Raw genomic sequence first — 23,020 nt, forward strand, 5'->3', positions numbered from 1 at the left:
TTTATGAGGAAATCCTGCTTGTAAAAAGTATGCAAACGTCGGGATGTGTCGTGATTTGTGGAACTTCCCCTCTGATTCAGGGGAATTCTCCTATGACTTGTGGAACTTCGCGTTTGACTTGTGGAACTTTGCGGCTCACTTGGGGAAAATGATCATATGTTACTACGAAAATTATCACATAAAAAGAGGATGAACAATTTGTCCATCCTCATCCTGACTATTTCACCCAACCGAGTAGCATTTCTCGGATGAACTTACTTGCTGCAATTGGTGTTTGTTCTGAATGGTCATATATTGGAGCAACTTCGACAAGATCAGCTCCAATGACATTCACTTCAGATTTTGCAATCAGCATAATCGCTTCTAATAATTCTTTAGAGGAGATGCCGCCCGCTTCAGCTGTACCCGTTCCAGGTGCATGCGCTGGATCAAGCACGTCGATATCAATCGTCACATACACATTGCGACCAGACAGCTCTGGCAGAACTTCTTTCAACGGTTCTGCTACATCAAATTTCGCCATGTACATTCCTGATTCTTTCGCATATTGGAACTCTTCCTTCATTCCAGAGCGAATGCCAAATGAGTAGACGTTTTCTGGTCCAATCAACTCACAAGCTTTACGAATTGGTGTCGAATGAGACAGTGGCTCTCCTTCATATTCCACGCGGAGATCAGCGTGAGCATCAATATGAATAATCGCGAAATCGTCATACTTCTTGTGAAGTGCCTTAAAGATCGGCCATGAAACGAGGTGCTCTCCACCAAGACCTAGCGGAAACTTCCCTGCCTCCAAAATATTATCGACGTAGTTTTCAATCATGTCGATACTTTTTTGAGGGTTTCCGAATGGTAACGGGATGTCTCCTGCATCGTAAAACTTCACTTCTTCAAGCTCACGGTCCATATAAGGGCTATATTCTTCTAACCCGAGGGAAACTTCACGAATTTTTGCTGGACCAAATCGGGATCCTGGACGAAAGCTGACGGTCCAGTCCATTGGCATCCCGTAAATGACCACCTGGCTCTCTTCAAGGTTTGGGTGACTTTTTATAAAAACATTACCTGAGTAAGCTTCTTCAAAGCGCATAATCTTCCTCCTACTTAACTAAATCGCGCACAAATTTCGGTAACGCGAATGCTGCTGTGTGTAACTCTTTCGTGTAATACTTTGTATCAATCTCATGGAACCGGTCTTCTTCAACCTTCAATGGATCGTGCTTTTTGGAACCGATCGTGAACGTCCAAAGACCGCTTGGATATGTCGGGATATTGGCTGTGTAAAGACGCGTGACCGGGAAGATTTCTTTCACATCACGGTTCACTTGTGTGATCAAATCCGCTTTAAACCAAGGGTTGTCCGTCTGTGCGACGAAAATGCCGTCTTCCTTCAATGCTTTTGAAATCCCCTCGTAAAATCCGCGTTCAAACAATTTCGCTGCAGGTCCTACTGGCTCAGTGGAATCGACCATGATGACATCATACTCATTTTCGCTTTTCGCGATATGCATGAATCCATCGTCGACTTGTACGTCAACACGCGGATCGTCTAAATCACCTGCGATGCTCGGTAAATACTTTTTCGAGTATTCGATGACTTTCCCATCAATTTCAACTAAGACCGCTTTTTCTACAGATGGGTGCTTCAACACTTCTCGGATTACGCCGCCATCGCCACCACCCACAACGAGTACGTGCTTCGGATTAGGGTGCGTAAACAAAGGTACGTGCGCGACCATTTCGTGGTAGACAAATTCATCCTTCTCGGTTGTCATGACCATTCCGTCCAATACGAGCATGTTGCCGAATTCTTCTGTTTCAATTACATCTAAGCGTTGGAAGTCTGTCTGTTCTGTATGGAGCGTTCGTTTAATTTTTGCCGTGATTCCAAATCGCTCTGTTTGTTTCTCTGTATACCATAATTCCATTTCTATCACCTCATCGGATATTCGTTCATCTTAATGTGAATTGTATCATAGCTAATCGTTGATTCTCGAATGACCACTTTATAATCTGAAATGCAAAATACTATTGATTAGAACAAGAAAAGTATACTCGAATTTGCTCGTTTTGCAAGTTTATTTTTTTCCAGATTGCGTTGTATAATTGCACGTTTAGAAACGCCGAATCCCTCCCATACTAGTAAAAAAGAACACTAGGTTCGGAATGCAGTAATCCGTTTACAAGGGAGGGGATTCTAAATGGAGATTATCAAGGTTGAAGATTTAAGAAAGACGTGGAAATGGGCTTGGCTGTGGATTCGTACGTTACTATTATTCTCCTTACCCGTTCTCGTATTAGGTTTAATCTTCCTTATCTATATTAACGTTCTTGGTCCCCCTCCGCTGAAGGTTCCGCAGACGACCGTTTTTTATGGAACGAATAATGCGATTATTGGAGAACATGAGCCACTCGGTCAGAATCGTTTCTGGGTCAAGCTCGATGACGTTTCCCCTCATATTATCGATGCAACGATTGCAGTTGAGGACCGCCGATTTTACAATCATCACGGTTTTGACTATAAGCGGATTGCCGGAGCCCTTCTTGCTGATATTAAAGCGGGAGCGAAGGTCCAAGGGGCAAGTACAATCACTCAGCAATACTCTCGGAATCTATTTCTTGACCCCGATAAAACTTGGAGTCGTAAGCTGAAGGAAGCTGTGTATGCAGCAAGAATCGAAGCGAATTATACGAAAGAAGATATTCTCCAAGGTTATTTGAACACGATCTATTACGGACATGGAAACTACGGGGTAGAAGCAGCTTCCCAATATTATTTTGGTAAAACCGCTAAAGATCTAAGCCTTTCGGAATCTAGTTTGCTCGCAGGAATCCCGAAAGGTCCAACATACTATAGCCCGATTCGAAATTTAGACAATGCAAAGGACCGTCAGCAGATTGTCCTAGATGCAATGGTCGCAAATGGTGTCATCAATAAGAAACAAGCAGTTGAAGCCTACCGTACACCTGTTGAAATTATCGGAAAAGCTTCATTACCAGAAGAAGCTGCCTCTTACTTCCAGGATGAAGTTGAATACATTTTGAAAAACAAAGCAGGTCTCGATCCTGACCTCGTTCAACTTGGCGGATTTCATGTCTATACGACTCTCGACCCTAAGCTTCAGGAAAAAGCTGATCATTGGGTGGAACAGACGATACCCAATACATCAAGCATCCAAGTTGGTATGGTCGCATTGGATCCAAAAACAGGTGATGTTAAAGCAATGGTAGGTGGTAGGTCTTATAAAGATAGCTCTTACAACCGGGCTACCCAGGCAAGACGTGCTCCCGGTTCTACCTTCAAGCCATTTCTCTATACTGCTGCTCTGAAGAAAGGCTACACGCCATCTAGTTTGTTAAGAAGTGAACCGACAACTTTTTACGAAGGGGAAGAAAATCAGTACACCCCAGAAAATTTCGGGAATTATTATGCGAATGAAGAAATTACACTTGCCCAAGCCGTTGCGGTTTCTGATAACGTCTATGCTGTGAAAACGAATATCTTCATCGGTACTGACGAGCTTGTGAAAACAGCAAAGGACCTCGGAATCAAAAGTGATTTGTCTCCTATTCCGTCTTTGGCACTCGGAACGAAGCCAGTCGGCGTCTTAGAAATGGTGTCCGCTTATAGCGTGTTCGCCAATAACGGAGAACGCAGTGCGCCTCGCTTCATCAAAAAGATCGTCGATTACAAAGGGGATGTCGTTTATGAGCAAGGTGTTCAGAAGGAGAAAGTGATCGAACCAGAGTATGCTTTTGTGATGACAGATTTACTACGAGGTGTGTTCGACGAAAGGCTTAACGACTATACGCGCGTAACCGGTGCTTCGGTGAAAGGATTAATTGATCGTCCAACTGCTGGTAAAACGGGTTCTACAAACTATGACAACTGGATCGTCGGGTATACACCACAGCTTGTAACAGGCGTTTGGACTGGGTACGACAAGGGAAAAACGCTACATGAATTTAATGATGTCCTCTACTCGAAAAATATTTGGGCGCACTTTATGAAGGATGCAATGGCCGATCGTCCAATCGCTCAATTTCCGAAGCCAGAAGGTGTCGTCGGCGTTTATGTAAATCCAGATAGCGGGTTACTCTCAAATGAACATTGTCCGCAAAAAAGGCTTTCCTATTACATTGCCGGAACAGAACCAACATCCTATTGTGAGGGACAAGCTACTGAAAACCCTGAAAAGATCACTACCCCTAAAGCGAAACAAAAACAAGGGATATTTAAGCGAATGTGGAACTGGCTGTTGAATTAGAAATAGCGGATATCCTTTGAGTGCTCGAGAATCGAGAAAACCTTATACGGAGCACCCATAGAGGGTTTATGAGTGCTCGGGAACCGAGAATACTGGATACGGAGCACTCAAAGAGGTGCTATGAGTGCTTGGGAGCAAGAGAAACGGTCTACGGAGCACTCAAAGAGGTGCTATGAGTGCTCGGGAGCGAGAGAAACAGTCTACGGAGCACTCAAAGACGTGCTATGAGTGCTTGGGAGCCGAGAAAACCGAATACGAAGCACCCAAAAGGTATCAATCGAATATTGACGACCGCATAAAGATTTCCACGTACGAAAAAGGGATTAGCCCTCGGAGGCCAATCCCTTTTTCTGTCCTAGTAAATATGTGTGTAAAGATAAGATTACTTTCATTTTACTTTATTTTTCGACATACGCACAGATATTTTTTACTTTGTTCAAAAATAATTCAAAAGATCCAAATGTCGGCTATACTTCTAGTGCTTTTTTAACATCTTCAGTTGCGCGATTCCAAAATTCTTCATTATGATCGATCAAGAATTTTTTCAATAATGTCTTAGATTTATCATCCATTTGATCAGCTACTACTCGCTTTTTCAAGGCTTTATCCATATTATTCACATGTTCTGGCATGCTCTTATAGCCTCGTCGTGCTTCTGCATCAACTTGCATTTCGCATGCACCTAAACCTGCATAGAATGGTCCTTCACTCCCGGAGTCAACCATAACCCAAACGAGCCAATATAACTTCGGATTCGGGGTATTTGCACGATCTGCAGTAAATTTAATACGCTTTTCAACCGAACTACGGGCATGCAGAGCACCCATATCGATGAAGACTTCTTCGTCTGTAGGGTCGACAAAGATCGGTGTTAAATTGTTCAAGGCAATTGTACCAACACCATAACCTCCGTGTCCGTCAGTAGAGTCTCCACTTAGTATCGTAAAGCCTTGTTTTTTCTTCGGCTTACTCTCCTCATTACCTTCATTGTTTTTATCGTTATCAAAGAGATTCTTCACGAATCAAAACCTCCTACAATTGTTGGATATATTAATCTTTACGATTGAAGCAAGAAACGATGAAATGTATGGTTTTATCTTATCATATTATTCATTTGTTATGAATGATTGTGAATTTCCTCTTGCATCCGATTCGAAAAACGAATAATATAATGGATGGTTATTATTAATGTTCGTATTTTGGGGGTCATTCTTTATGTTATCGAATTTTTTCAAGCTAAAAGAAAACAAAACAACCTTTAAAACAGAAATCATCGCAGGTATTACGACGTTCTTGACGATGGTATATATCGTTGTCGTCAATCCAGGTATTTTAAGTGAAGCTGGTGCGCCATTTGATGCCGTATTCATGGCAACAATCATTGCAACCGTCATCGGTACTTTATGGATGGGGCTTTTCGCCAATTATCCGATCGCCATCGCACCTGGAATGGGATTGAATGCTTATTTCGCTTATTCGGTCGTTGGTGGTATGGGCATTTCATACGAGGTCGCTTTTGGAGCGGTGTTTATCTCAGGTATTTTATTCGTCATTCTTTCATTAACTCCTTTTCGAAAAAAATTAATCGAAGCGATTCCTTCGAATTTAAAGCATGGGATCACTGCAGGAATCGGACTTTTTATCGCGTTTATCGGCTTGCGTTTAACAGGGTTAGTCGTATCACACCCTGTAAACTTAGTCGCACTAGGTGATCTACATTCCCCGACCGTTATATTAACGTTAGTCGGTCTTGCCATCACATTAATTCTAATGGCGTTAAACGTGCACGGGGCATTGTTCTTCGGAATTCTTGCAACCGGTACGATTGCTTACTTTACTGGACAGCTTAGCTTTGAAAATGGGGTTGTTGCAGCTCCTTCAATGCCTGATGCGTTCATTTTCGGAAGTCCGATTACTGCATTTACGGACATGTTCCAGTACGGACTTTATGCAGCGGTCTTCTCGTTCTTACTCGTTACGATCTTTGATACAACTGGTACGATGATCGGTGTAGCTGAACAAGCAGGTCTTATGAAAGGCAATAAAATGCCTCGCGCTCGTCAAGCACTTCTTGCTGACTCTGTTGCAACTTCTGTCGGTGCGATTTTCGGAACAAGTCCGACAAGCGCGTACATTGAATCGTCTTCAGGTGTGGCTGCAGGTGGACGAACTGGTTTGACCAACGTCGTCGTCGCCATTTTGTTTTTATTCGCGATGTTCTTTGCCCCTCTTGTCGGGACCATTTCAGGACTTGCTGCGATTACCGCACCGACGTTAATCATTGTCGGGAGCTTCATGTTATCAAGTCTTGCGAAAATTGATTGGAATACATTCGATGAATCATTTCCAGCTTTCCTGATTATTTTGACGATGCCACTCACATCAAGTATCGCTACTGGGATCGCACTCGGCTTTATTTCTTACCCACTTTTGAAAATTGTTCGAGGGAAATGGCGTGAAGTTCACCCACTAGTCATGTTGTTCGCAGTATTGTTCTTCATCCAGCTTGCATTTGTACCCCACTAAAGTTCACACAAAGGACTGACTCGATACGTCGAGTTGGTCCTTTTTTTCATACAAAAGACTCACTCATGACAATCCCATTACAAATATAAGGACGATCAACCTCTTCTTCTTCATAATTCTTGATTTCACATTCACACGCCGTTAATGATCGAACGTTAGGGTAAGTGATGAGAGAAAAAATGATTGAAGGAGATGAAAATATGGTTCAATCACATTTTAAAAAGGTAGCATTTATTCTGTTTTCATTAGCCATATTGGGTATGTTAATCGGATACGTACCTGAAAAAGCAAGTGCAGATGCGGAAGAGGAAAATGATGTTGAAAAAGTTGCTCACAGGGGAGCTGCTGGTTATGCGCCAGAAAATACAATGGCCGCTTTCGATAAAGCAGTTGAAATGGACTCAGATTATATTGAATTAGATGTGCAAATGAGTAAAGACGGTGAGCTTGTCGTCATTCACGATATAACTGTCGACCGTACGACAGATGGATCTGGAAGAGTCGGAGACCTTACATATGATGAGCTTCGTAAACTAGATGCAGGAAGCTGGTACGGCGAAGCGTTTAAAGGTGAGCATCTCCCCACATTAGGCGAAGTATTAGATGCGTATGAAGGCGATATGAAGTTTCTCATTGAGTTGAAATCCCCTTCGTTATACCCTGGCATTGAAGAGAAAGTGAATGATGCCCTTGAAAAGAGGGACTTGGACGAGGCTGAAGAAGAATCCGTAATTGTGCAATCTTTCGACTTCCATTCGATGCAAATGTTCCACAAAATAAATGATGAAGTACCAATCGGTGTTCTCACTTCAAACCCGAAGGATCTTACGGCACAATCACTAGAAATATTTAAAGAGTATGCCGATTATGTCAATCCGAGTAAAGATGAAGTCGACCGCGATCTCGTCAACCAAATTCATGAACTTGATATGGGCATCATGCCTTGGACAGTTCGAGCGAAAGAGGATGTACAACCCTTACTAGATGCAGGGGTTGATGGCATTATTACTGACTATCCTGACTATATTCCAGAAGACTGACGCTAGCAGAAATTCAATCAGTTAGCACCTATTTCAACATTTGGTCATGCAATCTGATCATTTCAGCAGTTTATTCGATCATTTAGGCTGTTTATTCGATCATTTCAACAGTTTTTTCGATCATTTCAGGTGTTTATTCGATCATTTCAACAGTTTTTTCGATCATTTCAGGTGTTTATTCGACCATTTCAACAGTTTATTCGATCATTTCAACAGTTTATTCGATCATTTTAGTAAAAAAGACCCAAACGCGATATGCATTTTACACTTTAAATAGAAAAGGACTGCCCCGCGGCAGTCCTTCCTTTATTTCTCTTTCAAATAATCTTCTAGTTTCACTTTTCGTTTTTGAGCAGTTGGAGGGCAGCTTAGGTTGTAATTGAAGATCTTCTTGTTGATTTCATCAACCGTTTTACGAATATTGTATTCGCTTGTGTAAGCGGATAGTTCTTCTTTCAATTTCTCAATTTCCTTGTCCATCTGGATCCATGGAGGCAAAATGTTATTGTTTTTCATCACTTTGTTTACGAGTGCATCCGGATTATAAGTTAAGTCGCCATCGAGGTTTAACGGCTTCCCTTTGCCTTTCAAATTGTCGAATGCACCCTCTTCTTCAGATCGTTTAATAATTTCTCCAATATGGTCCTGATAAAAAAATTCGTCATTCTTTCCCAACTCTATCCCTCCTTAAAATCACTACACATAAAAAAACGTCCTTATAATAGTAATACGGGATAGACTGAGAAATTCCCCGCCTATTTTTTGGCAACTTTATGACGATAGCGATTATAATTCGTCAAATCCGTTGTCATCTGACACTTTCGTATATTGTCTCGATTTTTGCTCGAAAAAGTCGCTCTTCCCTTCATTTACAGATTCATAGGCTTTGATCCATGGCATTGGGTTCTTTCGATGTTCAGGAAACGGCCGATCCGCTCCTAGTTGATTCACTCGAATATTCGCCATGAACTTAATATAAGAATCTAATTCAGAAGAAGTAATACCTGGGAATCGATCACCTAAAATGTAGTTGCCCCATTTGATCTCTAAATCTGCGGCTTTTTTAAATGTTTTCGTCACGAATTGCTTTGCTTCCCTTTCATCTAAGGAAAATTCAGCTATAACAGCATGATAAATTTTCGTAAAAAGGTGAACGTGTAGCTGCTCATCGCGATTTATATAGTTAATCATCGTGGAAGTGGAGACCATTTTCTGGTTTCTTGCTAAGTTGTAGAAGAAACTGAACCCTGAATAAAAGTTCAAGCCCTCCAACACGACATCATAAACAATTGATTCTAGGAACGTTTCAGGCGTCGGGTTGTTCACAAACGCCTCGTACCCTTCAATAATAAATTCATTGCGTTCTCTCAAGACTGAATCATGCTTCCAATATTCGAAAATTTCATCCTGCTTCCCTTTATCGACAAGACTTGATAGCACATAGGAATAAGACTGGTTATGAACGACTTCTTGAAAACCAAGCACAGTCATTAATGCAGTTAAGCTTGAATCAGTTAAATAGTTTGCGACTCGACTTGCGTAGTCAGTCTGAATACTGTCTAAAAACGCTAACAGTCCGATGATCTTGTTGAAAGCTTCCTTCTCATCAATAGACAGCTCACCGTATTGCTTCCGATCGCTCGCCATATTAATTTCAAATGGCGTCCAAAAGTTTGAGAGCATTTGTTTATACAACGGATATGCCCATGAGTAGCGAACGTCGTCCCAGTTCAATACGTTTGAGCTCTGTCCGTTCAAAATAGCTGTTGAAGCATTCGTAGCTTCAGGAACATATAGCTTTCGTTCTGATAAGGGTTGGCTAGCATTAGCTTTCACAAGAATCACATCCTTCTAAGTCTTCATGAGAGGTCGATCTCACATAATACGTCGTCTTCAAACCGAATTTCCAAGCTGAGATGTGTAAGTCAAGAAGCTCTTTCGCTTTAACGGTATTGCGTACATACAAGTTAAACGATACAGATTGGTCAATATGACGTTGTCGCGCAGCATTTTGTCGAATGCTCCACTTTTGATCAATATCGAACGCACTCTTATAGAACCACGTCGTTTCTGGTGATAAATCCGGTGCGGTGACTGGAATTTTGGAATTCTTCTTCTCCTCGGAATATTGCTTTTTAAAAATCGGGTCTATGCTCGCGGTCGATCCAGCGATAATACTTGTCGATGCGTTCGGCGCGACAGCCAGTAACCAACCATTTCGTATCCCAGACGTACGAACCTTTTCGGCTAGTTCGTTCCATTTTGCACCCTCATACACTCTATCTTTAAAATACCGGCCATTATGCCAATCACTATCTTTAAAAGCGGGATAAGCACCCTTCTCTTCTGCTAAAGATTGACTGGCTTGGATCGTGAGGAAGTTGATTTTTTCATACAACTCATCAGCAAGTTGAACCGCTTCCTCAGATTCCCAGCGTATACCTTTCGTCGCAAGGAGATGATGCCATCCGAATGTACCAAGACCGATTGCACGGTATTTCTCATTTGTCATCACAGCTTGTTTCACTTCAATTTTATCCTTATTCAGTTCAATGACGTTATCAAGCATTCGGACCTGAATTGGAACGACCCGCTCAAGTACATGATCTTTCATAACCGTAGCGAGTGAGAGGCTTGAAAGGTTGCAAACGACAAAATCACCTGGCGTTTTTGTAATGATAATTTTACCGTCCTTCGTTATTTCCTCTTCAACGGTCGTAGCGGATTGATTTTGGGTGATTTCTGTACAAAGATTTGTACAGTAGATGATGCCTTCATGTCGATTGTTGTTCATCCGATTAACCGTATCCTTGTAAAACATGAATGGACCGCCTGTTTCTAGCTGACTGATCATGATTCGCTTCATGATTTCAATTGCAGGGACGCTTTCTTTGGATAAGAGTGGGTGCTGCACACACTGCTCATACCGATCTCGAAAACTTCCTGCCCCCTTTTGTTCATCATAAAAATCATCTAGCTCAAAGCCCATCAGCTTCTTCACCTCATGAGGGTCGAACAAGTACCAATCTTCACGACGTTCCACTTTTTCCATGAACAAATCTGGGATGACAATTCCTGTAAAAAGATCGTGTGTACGTTGACGCTCATCACCGTTATTCAGTTTCGCATCAAGGAACGCGAATATATCCTTACCGAAGACTGGATAATAAACGGACACCGCTCCATTCCGTTGTCCAAGCTGATCGACGTTCACTGCAGTCGTATTGAGCTGCTTCATCCAAGCGATGATCCCAGAAGACGTATTTTTATACCCTTTGATATCCGAGCCTTTACTACGGATCTTACCTAAATAAACCCCAATACCACCACCAGCCTTGCTCAGTGTTGCAATGTCCGTGTTAGAATCATAGATTCCTCGCAAACTATCATCGACTGTGTCTATAAAACAGGAACTAAGCTGCCCATGCGCCTTACCCGCATTTGCAAGTGTCGGTGTCGCTACAGTCATATACAAGTTTGATAGCGCCCAATATGCTTCTTTAACGAGTGGCAGACGTTTCTCCTTAGGCTCTGGCATCATTAATGTCATCGCAATGACCATCCATCTTTCTTGCGGTAATTCATATAAGTTTCGCTCGTAATCTCTTGCCATATAACGATCGGCTAACATCCGGATTCCAGCGTACGTAAACAAGTGATCTCTACTTGGGTTGATCACTTCCTGAAGTTCATCCACTTCACTTTTTGAATAAGTATTGAGCAGGCTTCGGTCAAACAACCCTTTTTCAATTAATCGTTCAAGTAAATCGTAAAAATGATCGTACGGCTTCGACAGTCCTCTATTGATGCATGCTTCTTCATAAATCGATTGCAAGTAAATACGCGCGCAAACGTACGTCCAATCAGGCTCCTCCTGTGTAATACGGGATAATCCTTCCAGAAGAATCGTATTGATTTGAGATGAAGGATCCTTCATGTCTTGTTGAATGGAGGATTTTTCAATCAGACTTTCAATATTTAAATGCGGAAATTCCGTCTTTAACGTCTCCGCCAGCATAGTAATCGGGTCATCCGTTTTCATTGTCGTTGTCATACTATTTCCTCCTTTAATTAGAAAGCTTTGTTCGTTAATCCAAAATCAACATCAGAACTGAACAAAGGCAAAATAAAAAACCACTCGAATGGAGTGGTTGAAACGGAGACGGTTATATGACATTCGAAGCGACATTGCAAAAATTGAAAAGAAGCCGCTCGAAAGACGCCCACGCTTCAACCCTCAATCCCCGAAGAATTGAAACACTCAAGCTATGGGCAGGTCTACTGACTTATGCTTCTTCCTACTAGGAGCCTTCCCATATAAGCACCTTTTTCAAGACTGACTTATACAGTGGTCTTCTCCGTTCGTCCACAATTACAGTTGCGGGGACAGCTCTGGCTTTGCACCAGATTCCCTATTAAGCCTCCATTAGAGAGGCACCCAACGCTCAAATATTCAATATATTGTGTTGTTTATATAAACTTCTCACTAAATGTGGTGTTTGTCAATGATTAATCCATATTCTTTGATACTCTTTATTGTTGATTTCGGTATAGGATAATTGCTTTCAACCAACATAGATAAAAAAGGTTCAGTAAATCTTCTACGTTTGAATTTCAAAGAAATCAACATTAACAAAGGGCTGTCAGAAGCTCAGTTTTCACTGAAATTCTTACAGCCTCTTTCCTTTAATTCATAATGGTTTGTTTTTTCAGATCGTCAATATAGCGGAAGGCTTCTTGGATTTCTTCATCTGTGTACTTTTGTTTTTGTTTGACGGTCTGTACCTTCTCAACAATTTCTTCATTCGTCATATGGTCGAAATATAGAATCGTAGAGATTAGCTCTAAAATGCGTGACGGTTGCTCATTCATCGAGGTTACACAAGATTGGAGTGGTCCTAGATCCAAGTCAAAGTGCTTTAGAAATTGCTCACCTTGTTCCGTCAGCACATAACGATATTGGTAATAGCCTGAAACTTTTTCTTTCGTTTCTTCTATGAATCCGAGGTTACATAATTCTTCGACACGGAGTGTCAGCTCTTCTGAATAAGGTCCGTAGAAATGAAATTGATATTTTTCCCCAAATGGAAACTCTAACTTCTTTGCAATGTAGACAATCTTTTGAAGCTTCTTACGACCCACAACTTCCCTCGCATAATTAAATAGTGCTATCAACCGCGCATGATGCTCAAGCACGATGAATCCCCTCCTAAATATCTAATATCTCACTTATTTTTCTCTTTAAGTCTTGATCATCAATTTGTTCGATTAAATCTGCTGGGTAATAAAGCTTATGATCGGTCCGTTTCTTCCCAGAGATTGCTTCTACAACGGTCGACTCTCTAGAAAGCTCGCGGTATTCCCCTTTTTTCGTTAATAAGTGGATTGGTAATCGCTCTTCTTCTTCACCCGGACGGTAAAAGTCGTACGGAAGGTCTGATGATGAATCGACAATCAAGTAATAATCAGGATCTATGCCCGCTTTGATGAAATACGTATATAACTGATGCCAATCTTCCATTTGTACGTTCGGATTGAACTCCATGTATTTAAACAACCGTCTGTTCAAAAATCGCTCGCAAAGATCGCTCAGAATAGGATCGTCTTCCTCTTGCCAAGCTTGAAAGTAATATTGAATAATGCCCTCATCGAGCTTTATGTAATCATCTAGCTCGACCTTTTCCTTGAAAAGTGAAATGAAGTGCACCGGCTCCAACTTAAACGTATACCCTTCTTCAAATAGGGACTTCGCACGATGTAATATTTTGGATAAAATAACTTCTGCACTGCGTGTAACCGGATGAAAATAGACTTGCCAATACATTTGATAGCGACTCATAATATAGTCTTCAACCGCATGCATGCCACTTTGTTTAATGACGACTTGATCTTCTTGCGGTCTCATAACCCTCAGGATCCGTTCAATATCGAACTGACCATAACTCACTCCTGTAAAATAAGCGTCGCGTAACAAGTAATCCATACGATCCGCATCGATTTGACTTGAAATCATACTTACGACTAACTTATTTGCATACGTCTTCGCAATGACTTCAGACACTTTTTGCGGAAAGTCATCATCTACTCTTTTTAAAACTTCATTCACTTCTGTATCGCCAAGAATGATTGCCCTTGTGAATTCTTCATGATCAAGACGAAAAACTTTTTCAAATGAATGGGAATATGGACCATGTCCAACATCATGCAATAATGCAGCTGTCAAACAGAGAATACGTTCCTCATCGTCCCAATGGGGTCGGTTCTGGAAGATCTCTACAATCCTTCTGACAATCTCATAAACACCTAATGAATGGCTGAATCGACTGTGCTCAGCACCATGAAACGTCAAGAAAGTCGTCCCTAATTGGCGAACCCTTCTTAACCGTTGAAATTCTTTCGTTCCAATCAAGTCCCAAATAATGCGATCTCGCACATGGATGTACCGATGGACAGGATCTTTAAATACCTTTTCTTCATCTAATTGCTGCTGCATGTAGCTCATTGTCCGAAATGTACCCCTTTCATCATGCGAATCCTGTATATGTGCTTGTTCTGCTATAAAAATTATTGGTCACATGGATGTAATGTCTAGCTTCAGCACCCAGTCACTTGGATCACTTCAGTCCTCCTGCGGCGGCGACAGCCTCCTCGCGGACTTCCAGTGACCTTCGTGACTAAGCGGGGCGCTTCCGCTTTTCTACTTTTGTAAGTATGTTAACTGTTTTTTGATTCGGCAATAGTTAATTATATATTCTTCAAAAGAAGAAGAAAACCTCTTGAAAAATTCTTCAATGACTTTCTATTATGCCTGAAGCGGAATGAAGCGGGGTAAAAATATTTTAAGGTCTTGTTAAATGTCGTGTTTGCTAACATCCCTTTTGCATCAAAAAAGGGCTATCCATTATGGATAGCCCCTTGAAATAATCTGATTATTACTTACGCATCTACTTTAGGTGCGGATCCCCCATGCTTTTCTTCCGTTCTTGCAACGATGACTGCACATGATGCATCACCTGTGATGTTGACTGCAGTACGCGTCATATCAAGAAGTCTGTCCACACCAAGGACAAGTCCTATTGCTTCGACTGGTAGTCCAACTTGATTGAGTACCATTGCAAGCATAATCAGCCCGACACCAGGGACACCTGCTGTACCGATACTTGCAAGCACAGCTGTAAGAACAACTGTAACCAAATCAGCCATTGATAAATCAATTGCATAAACTTGTGCGATAAAGACTGTTGCAACACCTTGCATGATTGCTGTACCGTCCATGTTTATCGTTGCACCCAACGGCTGTACGAAACTACTAACTTGTTTCGGTACTTTCAGGTTTTCTTGAGCTGTCTTCATAGAGACGGGTAGCGTACCACTACTACTTGACGTACTAAAGGCAACTGACATTGCTGGCGCGAAACCTTTGAAGAACGCAATTGGATTCATTTTACCTAGTGTTGAAACTGCAGTACCATACGTGATTACTGCATGAAGCAACAAGGCTAATACGACAGTTCCGAAATAGAGTCCCATTGCTTGCAGTGCATCTAGTCCAAAACCTCCGACTGCTGAAGCGATCAAGGCAAAAGCACCATAAGGCGCAAGAAGCATGACAATGTTGACAAGGTACATGAGTATATCATTACCTTCTTCAAGGATGCGATGAACCGTTTTTGTTTTCTCTCCAAGTACAGCTACTGCAAAACCGACAAAGATTGCAAACGCGATAATTTGAAGCATATCACCCTTCGCCATTGAATCAATCGGGTTCGTCGGTATAATGTTTAACAATGTTTCTACGACTGGCGGAGCTTCCTCGCCTCCATCAAAACTTGCTTGTTCAGTATCAAATCCACCACCTGCACCAGGCTGGATTAGTGTTCCAAGTGATAAAGCGATTACAAGAGCAATCGAGGTTGTCACTAAGAAATAACCGATCGTCTTCCCACCGATACGACCAAGCTTCTTGGGATCTCCAATACCTGCTGCACCAAGTGCAATAGAAAAGAAAACAATTGGTACAACTAGCATTTTAATCAGATTCAAGAATAATTTTCCAACAGGACCGAAAATGTATTTGTCCAATACACTAAATGCATCGGGTGAAAAAATATTAAGTAATAGTCCAACAATAATACCTAAAACTAGCCCGATGATAATTTTTATGCTTAGTTTCATAGTTCTCCTCCTATTAAATATACGTTTTTTGCATTTTTCTATCGATTATTCTCTAATGATTTTTGAAAATTGTCAAATGTAAATATAAAACAGCGCGTATCTTTATGCAGGTTTAGTTTGGTAAAGCACTGATATGTAAGCGTTTGTAAGATTATTCCTTGCTATAAAATAGCAGAAATTTTTTATCAATTTATATGCATTTTTTATTCAAAAACGGAGATTTTCGACAAAGACCCCTTGTTTGTTTACCCGAAATTACGCTAGAGTATGCAAAGAAAATTCGACAAAATGAAACCTGCAGATTTGAATTCATTCAGGACATGCTATAATAGAACGGTTGAAGATTAAAAGGAGATTAAGCATGATGGAAGAAAAAAGCAAACAATTACTCGCTCAACCTAAATGGAGAATCATCGATCAAACGACTTTAGGTGACTCATTCCACGCACTTCAATCGTTTGCAATGGATGACACCTTATGTAGCACAATTGGGTCTGATGAATCTCCACCGACCGTTAGAGCATGGGTTCATCAAAAAACTGTCGTACTTGGTATTCAAGATAGTCGCCTCCCAAACCTTAGAGACGGTGTGAACTTTCTTAAATCTCAAGGTTATAACGTTATTGTTCGAAATTCTGGAGGTCTAGCCGTTGTGCTCGATGATGGCGTATTGAACTTATCTTTAATTCTCTCTGAAAAAAAGAACAAGATCGATATCGATCAAGGCTATGACGCTATGGTCTATTTAACTCAAAAAATGCTCAACACCTATGGGTTGAGCTTTGATACGAAAGAAATTAGCACCTCTTACTGCCCAGGAAAATTCGACTTAAGTATAAATGGCAAAAAATTTGCCGGAATATCACAACGTCGATTAAGAGGTGGTATGGCCGTACAGATTTATTTATGTGCGACCGGATCAGGATCTGATCGTGCTGCACTTATAAGAGACTTTTATGAAGTAGCAAAAAGTAATGACAGTACAAAGTTCACTTATCCAACTGTCGATCCTAACGTAATGGCATCCTTATCGGAGCTTGCTGGACAGACAATTTCTGTAAGTGACTTAATGCGAGATGTGCTTATGTATTTGAAAGATCAAGATGCAGACTTAATAGCTTCTCAGCTATCCATAAATGAAATTAATCAATATGACTTCTACTTAAAAAGAGTGATTGATCGAAATAATAAAGCACTGGAGCTGTAAAATTTCCGAGTTCACTTGTGAGGTGCAAATCACAAGTTAGATTACATAATATTCGTGTATTGATTCACAGTATAATTCACAACGAAAAAAGCTCCTTGAAGCCTTTCTTTTCTATAAGTTATTCTAGAATATATATGGGCTTGTGCAAAGTATGCACAAGCCCATTCCCCTTCTCTCTTACCAAGAATAAACCTCACATCAAAAGAGAGGTTTTTGAGCTCTGTGAATCAAGATTATTCGAGTCATGACAAGCATGTGATACTACTTCTCCAAATAATTCTTCAACCCATATAAATCCTTGGCGCAAATTTTTCGGAATGTACCTGTCATTAGTTTACTAACCAGTTTTGCAATTCCAGTCATCCCTTTAATTTCACCGTGTAAAGTAACCTCTGTAGTGTTTCCTATTTCTTCAATTGAAAATGTATAAAAATGCTCCCCTTTACCGCTTGTCCCCTTTGAACCGTCTACATAAAGTTGAATTTTATTATTTTCCAGACCCGTTACTTTAAATACTTCCGTTGCTTCTTGCCCCATCATTTTCCTTGTTTCTTTCCATCCACTTCCAACTTGCATAGGACCTTCATCCAATCGCTCTATTCGAACTAATCCTTGCATCCAATGCTTTGCTGAATCCAAATCCAACAAGCCTTGATATACTTTTTCTCTCGGAACATTAATGGTTTCTTTCGTTTCAAATTGAATACTCATACCATTTTTCCTCCACTCACTTTTTAACTCCTTAATTGGAAAACGTGTTTGGTATACACCGAAAAACTATGTAATTTGAATTCAAAAATTGTTTTATTAATGAAATACTACGGCAAAATTACAAAAAAATCCTCCTTTTTAGGAAATCTTCTTGTGAAAACATAATAATAAACTCCCATATCTGGTAACAGGTTAGTTTCAAGGCGAGAAAATCGTAAAAAACACCCCCGAAAGTTAGATTTTCTACTCTAACTTTCGGGGGTAAGTACCTTTTCAATGTGAAATCCAGTGCGTTTTGCTATGATATTTAATGGTTTGGGACTCTGAAGTAATCCCGTTTAAAGATCTCCAGAGCGTTTTTAAACTCATTTCTTTTTTATAAGGCTTGCATCGCTGTAATTAACGAGAGCTTGTATACATCATCTGCGTTACAGCCTCTTGAAAGATCATTGACTGGCTTATTTAAACCTTGTAAAACAGGTCCAATTGCGTCAAACCCGCCTAGACGTTGAACCATTTTATAGCCTATGTTCCCCGCTTCAAGACTTGGGAATACAAACACGTTTGCTCTGCCACGTAGTGGTGAGTCTGGTGCTTTCTTTGCTGCAACCTCCGGTACGAACGCTGCGTCGAATTGAAGCTCTCCGTCAACTGGAAAGTCCGCATTCGATTCATGTAGCAACTCAACAGCATCTATGACTTTCTGTGTTTCTCCTGATTTTGCCGACCCTTTTGTTGAAAAGCTTAGCATCCCTACCTTAGGATCAATACCAAAGATTCTTGCCGTTGCTGCACTTGTTGCTGCAATCTCAGATAAATCAGAAGCTGAAGGATTGATATTGATTGCACAATCTGCAAAAATATAGCGTTCGTCCTCTTTCACCATTAAGAAAGCTCCTGAAGTACGCTTGATGCCATCCTTCGTTTTAATGATTTGTAGCGCTGGACGGACCGTATTAGCTGTTGAATGAACAGCCCCACTTACGAGACCTGCTGCTTGATCTGTATAGACAAGCATCGTTCCAAAGTAATTCACATCTTGGAGTATTTCACGAGCCTCTTCCGTGTTGACTTTACCTTTTCTCCGCTCAACAAATGTTTCAACGAGCTGATCAAATTGCTGATAGGATTTCGGTGAGATCACCTCAACGAGATCAAGGTCCACACCTTTTGATGTTAACGCAGCTTTTATGACATCCTCTTCACCTAGTAGTATCGGTTTGATAATTTTATCTTCAGCAAGGCGTGCCGCTGCATCCAAAATCCTTTCGTCCTCCCCTTCTGGAAAAACGATGGAAGGATACTTCGCTTTAAGATTTTGTTCCATTGCCGTAAACATGTTACCCATGTCTATGACCTCCTTTTCTACTGCATATATCGATCGAGCAAATTGCTCTGTCCTGTCATATAAAAATACCTACTCCTTATTTCATTTCCTACAATACTCCTTTTTAACCCTATACGAAACCAAAAAGATAAGAGTAAGCGTTTTCGCTCTTAAAGTTTTAACTTTCGTAATTGTTTTAACATTCATCTCTATTCATCTTGTCAGTTGATTTTCGCTATAGGGTACTCACTTACAATCAACATAACCCTCCTTAAAATGAAACTTGTTTTCGTATCAAACGTATTAGAGGTAGAATGTAGTTAGCATCTAATTATTTTAATAGGAGGGGTACATGATGTCTTTCGTGAATCGAATGTTAGCTAGTGTTGGTGTTGGCGCTGCCGTAGTCGATACAAAGTTGAAGGAAAATACTTTCCAAGCAGGTGGCAATATTCAAGGAGTCGTTGAAGTTCAAGGTGGAAAAGTGGATCAAAACATTGATGATATTTATATTTATCTCATGACAGAATACCTTCGGGAAGTTGATGATCGTACGGTAACTGAAACACATGTACTTGGTAAATATCATGTTGCAGATAGCTTCACGGTAACCGCAAATGAAAGCATGGAAATCCCGTTTGAGATTCCTCTTTCACATGACGTACCTTTATCTATGGGTAAAACACCTATTTGGTTGAAAACTGCGCTAGACATTAAACAAGCTGTGGATCCTACTGATCATGATTACATCACAGTTATACCTAATGAGTTAGTTGATCGCATCTTTACTGCTGTTGAACAGCTTGGATTTCGACTACGGAAGTCATCCTGCCTGCACGTGAAAGGACACATGCAACGCAATCATCCATTCGTCCAAGAGTTTGAATATGTACCGACATCAGGACCTTTCCAAGGTGAGTTGGATGAAATCGAGCTGATCATTTATCCTGATCAAAATCACGTACAGCTTATGATTGAAGTCGATAAACGAGGAAAAGGGCTTTTCGGATTTCTAGAGGATGCACTCGACCTCGATGAACAAAAATCGATGATGAATATCTCAAGAGCGGAAACAGAAGATGTACAATCGTTGAAGGATATGTTCGAAAACCACATTCGTTCATATATGTAAGATACCTCATACAGAAGACTGCCTTATTAAGGCGGTCTTTTTTGTTTATGATATGTTAATTCATGTTGTTGATTTTAAATAGCATAAGGCGGACGTTTTCCGTTCATTTCAACTTCGTTTCTTCCCCACTCTTTTCGAGCTCTTCATTAATTAGGCTACGTTTTTTAGAATAACCGTGTTTTGTGATATGATAGTAACGGTGTAAAAACAGAACATATACGTATAAATGATAAAGGAGTGTCTAATGATGAGCGAAGCAGCTAAGACATTAGATGGTTGGTATTGCCTACACGATTTTCGTACGATGAATTGGACTGCATGGAAGTCTCTATCAAGCGATGAGCGTGAGCATGCGATCCAAGAACTACTTACATTTCTAGAAAAATGGGAAGTGACCGAGGCTCAGGAAAAAGGCAGCCACGCTTTCTATTCAATCGTTGGACAGAAAGCCGACTTCATGATGATGTTACTTCGTCCTACGATGCAAGAGCTTAACGAGATTGAAAATGCCTTCAATAAAACGACATTTGCTGAATATACGATTCCAACGTACTCTTACGTTTCCGTCGTAGAACTGAGCAACTATATGGCTTCTAAAGATGTTGACCCTGAGACAGACCCAATGATTCAAGGTCGCTTGAAGCCGACTCTTCCGAAGTGGGAGCATATCTGCTTCTATCCAATGGACAAGCGTCGTGAAGGTAACGATAACTGGTACATGCTTTCTATGGAAGAACGTCGCGACATGATGCGCAGTCACGGCATGATCGGCCGCGGCTATGCAGGTAAGGTGAAGCAGATCATCACAGGTTCTGTCGGTTTCGATGATTGGGAGTGGGGCGTAACACTATTTGCGAATGACGTCCTTCAATTCAAGAAACTCGTATACGAAATGCGCTTTGATGAAGTAAGTGCACGCTTTGGTGAATTTGGATCCTTCTACGTAGGTAACATCCTACCGAAGGAAAAAGTAAGTTCATTCCTAAACGTGTAATATTGGTAGATACGAACTCAGCCCTCCAACTGGAGGGCTGAGTTTTTTTAGTATTACGTATAAGCGAAGTTTCATTATGTGAAAACGGTATTGCTCAGCATTGATTACGGATTCACGCATATAGATAGTAAGTGAAAGCCTACTTAACGGGGGTGTCATCATGGGAGTAGTAAAGGCGACTCAAGAAGATATCAAAACACTCGCGAGACTAATGCGGGCCGAAGCTGAAGGTGAAGGAAAGCTCGGAATGCTCATGGTTGGTAATGTCGGGGTCAATCGAGTGAAAGTACGATGTCTTGATTTTAAAAACATTAATACGATCCCGAACATGGTTTTTCAATCTCCTGGAGGATTTGAAGCTACCCAGAAGGGTTACTTTTATCAACGTGCTCGCAAAAGCGAAATTAAGTTAGCGAAAAAAGCAATCAATGGTGAACGGTTCCACCCTGCTTCTTATGCATTATGGTTCTTCAAGCCAGGAGGAAGTTGTCCTGCACAGTGGTTTAATCAATGGAATGCTGGCCGCTATCAATCTCATTGTTTTTATAAACCTACTGAATCAGATTGTGCAGGCGTTTATTCAACCTATTAGTCTGACTCCAGCTTTCCATCAATATGTTCGTTCCATTCCTACTATATCAATCCACCTCATATTAGTAGTCATAAGTTAAACGAGCGTTGAGTATATCTGTTTAATAGGGAGTACTACTTGAAGATGAGGAGGTTTGTTATGAACTATCCCAATTATCGCCAAAACCAAGGCGGAATGATGCAAGGAATGCCTGGTATGCCAGGCATGCAGGGAATGCAAGGCATGATGGGTGGTGGAATGCCTGGTGGTTTTCCATCTGGATTTCCAGGATCATCACAAATGAACGGGCAGCTTCCAGTTGAACAGTCCTATATTGAAAATATCCTTCGACTCAATCGAGGTAAAGTTGGTACTTTTTATATGACGTTTGACGGAAATCCGAAGTGGCCTGCAAAGATCTTTAAAGGTGTGATTGAAGCTGCTGGACGGGATCACATTATCATCAGTGATCCTGAAACAAAAAAACGATACCTGCTGTTAATGGTTTATTTGGATTACGTAACCTTTGATGAGGAAATCGACTACTTCGATCAAGGTCAAATGGCAACCTACTCCCCACGATAAAGAGGCGGGAAATCGACTGATCCCTTAACTGGCATCTATGATACCTTCTAAAAACGACAAAAAGTGTCTGATCCCATGAAGATAAGGGATTCAGACACTTTTTCACATTATACCTTTAATATGGCTATAACAATGAGCAACCAGCTGATGATAAATGCCAGTCCTCCAAATGGTGTAATGATGCCGAGCTTTGAAATGCCACTTACACTAAGGACATATAAGCTACCTGAAAACAGGATAATTCCGATCATCATTGTCCAACCAGCCCAGCTCAACATGGATGAGGTCGGAAACTTGTCTGCTAAGAAAGCAATAACAAAGAGTCCAAGTGAGTGGAATATGTGATATTGCACACCCGTTTTGAATACATCCATCATTTTTGCTGATAATTTGGATTCGAGTCCGTGTGCACCAAATGCACCTAAAACAACTGAGAGACCTGCGTTAATAGCACCTAACAGAATGAATAACTTAAACATACGTA

General features: G+C 40.9%; 20 protein-coding genes and 1 riboswitch. Of the genes, 8 read left to right on the forward strand and 12 right to left on the reverse strand.

Translation table 11 applies throughout. From position 1 onward, the window contains the following. Positions 1-217: 217 nt before the first annotated feature. Complete coding sequence (gene speB, locus L2716_RS14525) at positions 218-1,090, reverse strand: agmatinase (RefSeq protein WP_236337540.1); 873 nt, start codon at positions 1,088-1,090, stop codon at positions 218-220. 10 nt (positions 1,091-1,100) lie between these two features. Continuing rightward, complete coding sequence (gene speE / locus L2716_RS14530; RefSeq protein ID WP_236337542.1) at positions 1,101-1,928, reverse strand: polyamine aminopropyltransferase; 828 nt, start codon at positions 1,926-1,928, stop codon at positions 1,101-1,103. Between the two features lie 273 nt (positions 1,929-2,201). On the opposite strand from speE, the gene L2716_RS14535 reads away from it, so the two are divergent. Continuing rightward, the gene (locus L2716_RS14535; protein WP_236337543.1) at positions 2,202-4,268 is read left to right on the forward strand and encodes a transglycosylase domain-containing protein; all 2,067 of its coding nucleotides are present in this window, start codon (positions 2,202-2,204) and stop codon (positions 4,266-4,268) included. 467 nt (positions 4,269-4,735) lie between these two features. On the opposite strand, the gene L2716_RS14540 is transcribed toward L2716_RS14535, so the two are convergent. Then, positions 4,736-5,287: a YwhD family protein gene (locus L2716_RS14540; RefSeq protein ID WP_236337544.1), complete on the reverse strand. Its 552-nt coding sequence runs from the start codon at positions 5,285-5,287 to the stop codon at positions 4,736-4,738. A 196-nt stretch (positions 5,288-5,483) separates the two neighbouring features. Between L2716_RS14540 and L2716_RS14545 the strand changes: the two genes are divergently transcribed. Both L2716_RS14545 and L2716_RS14550 read left to right on the forward strand, forming a co-directional pair. Next, positions 5,484-6,794, forward strand: a complete 1,311-nt coding sequence (locus L2716_RS14545; protein ID WP_236337545.1) for an NCS2 family permease — start codon at positions 5,484-5,486, stop codon at positions 6,792-6,794. A 200-nt stretch (positions 6,795-6,994) separates the two neighbouring features. Continuing rightward, positions 6,995-7,834 (forward strand): glycerophosphodiester phosphodiesterase, encoded by an 840-nt coding sequence (locus L2716_RS14550; RefSeq protein ID WP_236337547.1) that lies wholly within the window; start codon positions 6,995-6,997, stop codon positions 7,832-7,834. 306 nt (positions 7,835-8,140) lie between these two features. On the opposite strand, the gene L2716_RS14555 is transcribed toward L2716_RS14550, so the two are convergent. The 6 genes from L2716_RS14555 to L2716_RS14580 all read right to left on the reverse strand — a co-directional run bounded on the left by L2716_RS14555 (position 8,141) and on the right by L2716_RS14580 (position 16,009). Next, a complete protein-coding gene (locus L2716_RS14555) occupies positions 8,141-8,509 on the reverse strand; it encodes a DnaJ family domain-containing protein (protein WP_236337548.1) in 369 nt (122 codons plus the stop codon). Between the two features lie 111 nt (positions 8,510-8,620). After that, positions 8,621-9,670 carry a ribonucleotide-diphosphate reductase subunit beta gene (locus L2716_RS14560; protein WP_236337550.1) on the reverse strand — a complete coding sequence of 350 codons (1,050 nt, stop codon included), beginning with the start codon at positions 9,668-9,670 and terminating at the stop codon, positions 8,621-8,623. Next, positions 9,660-11,888: a ribonucleoside-diphosphate reductase subunit alpha gene (locus L2716_RS14565; protein ID WP_408005312.1), complete on the reverse strand. Its 2,229-nt coding sequence runs from the start codon at positions 11,886-11,888 to the stop codon at positions 9,660-9,662. Before L2716_RS14565 ends, L2716_RS14560 begins: the two co-directional genes overlap by 11 nt. Before the next feature lie 200 nt (positions 11,889-12,088). After that, a riboswitch (cobalamin riboswitch) is annotated at positions 12,089-12,291 on the reverse strand. Between the two features lie 229 nt (positions 12,292-12,520). Then, positions 12,521-13,030 (reverse strand): YwgA family protein, encoded by a 510-nt coding sequence (locus L2716_RS14570; RefSeq protein ID WP_236337560.1) that lies wholly within the window; start codon positions 13,028-13,030, stop codon positions 12,521-12,523. 13 nt (positions 13,031-13,043) lie between these two features. Further along, entirely contained in the window at positions 13,044-14,336 is a 1,293-nt protein-coding gene (locus L2716_RS14575) for an HD domain-containing protein (protein WP_236337564.1), read from the reverse strand. Between the two features lie 434 nt (positions 14,337-14,770). Then, positions 14,771-16,009: a dicarboxylate/amino acid:cation symporter gene (locus L2716_RS14580; protein WP_236337566.1), complete on the reverse strand. Its 1,239-nt coding sequence runs from the start codon at positions 16,007-16,009 to the stop codon at positions 14,771-14,773. A gap of 364 nt (positions 16,010-16,373) precedes the next feature. Here L2716_RS14580 and lipL point away from each other — a divergent pair, with 364 nt between their 5' ends. Then, a complete protein-coding gene (gene lipL, locus L2716_RS14585) occupies positions 16,374-17,216 on the forward strand; it encodes an octanoyl-[GcvH]:protein N-octanoyltransferase (protein WP_236337892.1) in 843 nt (280 codons plus the stop codon). Positions 17,217-17,477: 261 nt separating this feature from the next. Here the strand turns inward: lipL and L2716_RS14590 are convergent, their stop codons facing one another. Then, the gene (locus L2716_RS14590) at positions 17,478-17,927 is read right to left on the reverse strand and encodes an SRPBCC family protein (protein WP_236337568.1); all 450 of its coding nucleotides are present in this window, start codon (positions 17,925-17,927) and stop codon (positions 17,478-17,480) included. Between the two features lie 376 nt (positions 17,928-18,303). After that, positions 18,304-19,275, reverse strand: a complete 972-nt coding sequence (gene pta, locus L2716_RS14595) for a phosphate acetyltransferase (RefSeq protein ID WP_236337569.1) — start codon at positions 19,273-19,275, stop codon at positions 18,304-18,306. A gap of 334 nt (positions 19,276-19,609) precedes the next feature. On the opposite strand from pta, the gene L2716_RS14600 reads away from it, so the two are divergent. From L2716_RS14600 to gerQ, 4 genes are all read left to right on the forward strand, one after another. After that, entirely contained in the window at positions 19,610-20,386 is a 777-nt protein-coding gene (locus L2716_RS14600) for a sporulation protein (RefSeq protein WP_236337571.1), read from the forward strand. A gap of 247 nt (positions 20,387-20,633) precedes the next feature. Further along, complete coding sequence (hemQ, locus tag L2716_RS14605) at positions 20,634-21,380, forward strand: hydrogen peroxide-dependent heme synthase (RefSeq protein ID WP_236337572.1); 747 nt, start codon at positions 20,634-20,636, stop codon at positions 21,378-21,380. Positions 21,381-21,540: 160 nt separating this feature from the next. Beyond that, complete coding sequence (locus L2716_RS14610) at positions 21,541-21,972, forward strand: cell wall hydrolase (RefSeq protein WP_236337582.1); 432 nt, start codon at positions 21,541-21,543, stop codon at positions 21,970-21,972. Between the two features lie 138 nt (positions 21,973-22,110). Continuing rightward, positions 22,111-22,536: a spore coat protein GerQ gene (gerQ, locus tag L2716_RS14615; protein ID WP_408005313.1), complete on the forward strand. Its 426-nt coding sequence runs from the start codon at positions 22,111-22,113 to the stop codon at positions 22,534-22,536. Positions 22,537-22,643: 107 nt separating this feature from the next. On the opposite strand, the gene L2716_RS14620 is transcribed toward gerQ, so the two are convergent. Then, the gene (locus L2716_RS14620; RefSeq protein WP_236337584.1) at positions 22,644-23,015 is read right to left on the reverse strand and encodes a DUF423 domain-containing protein; all 372 of its coding nucleotides are present in this window, start codon (positions 23,013-23,015) and stop codon (positions 22,644-22,646) included. Between the last annotated feature and the right edge of the window lie 5 nt (positions 23,016-23,020).

The sequence above is a fragment of the Pseudalkalibacillus berkeleyi genome (assembly GCF_021608225.1).
Lineage (GTDB): Bacteria > Bacillota > Bacilli > Bacillales > Fictibacillaceae > Pseudalkalibacillus > Pseudalkalibacillus berkeleyi.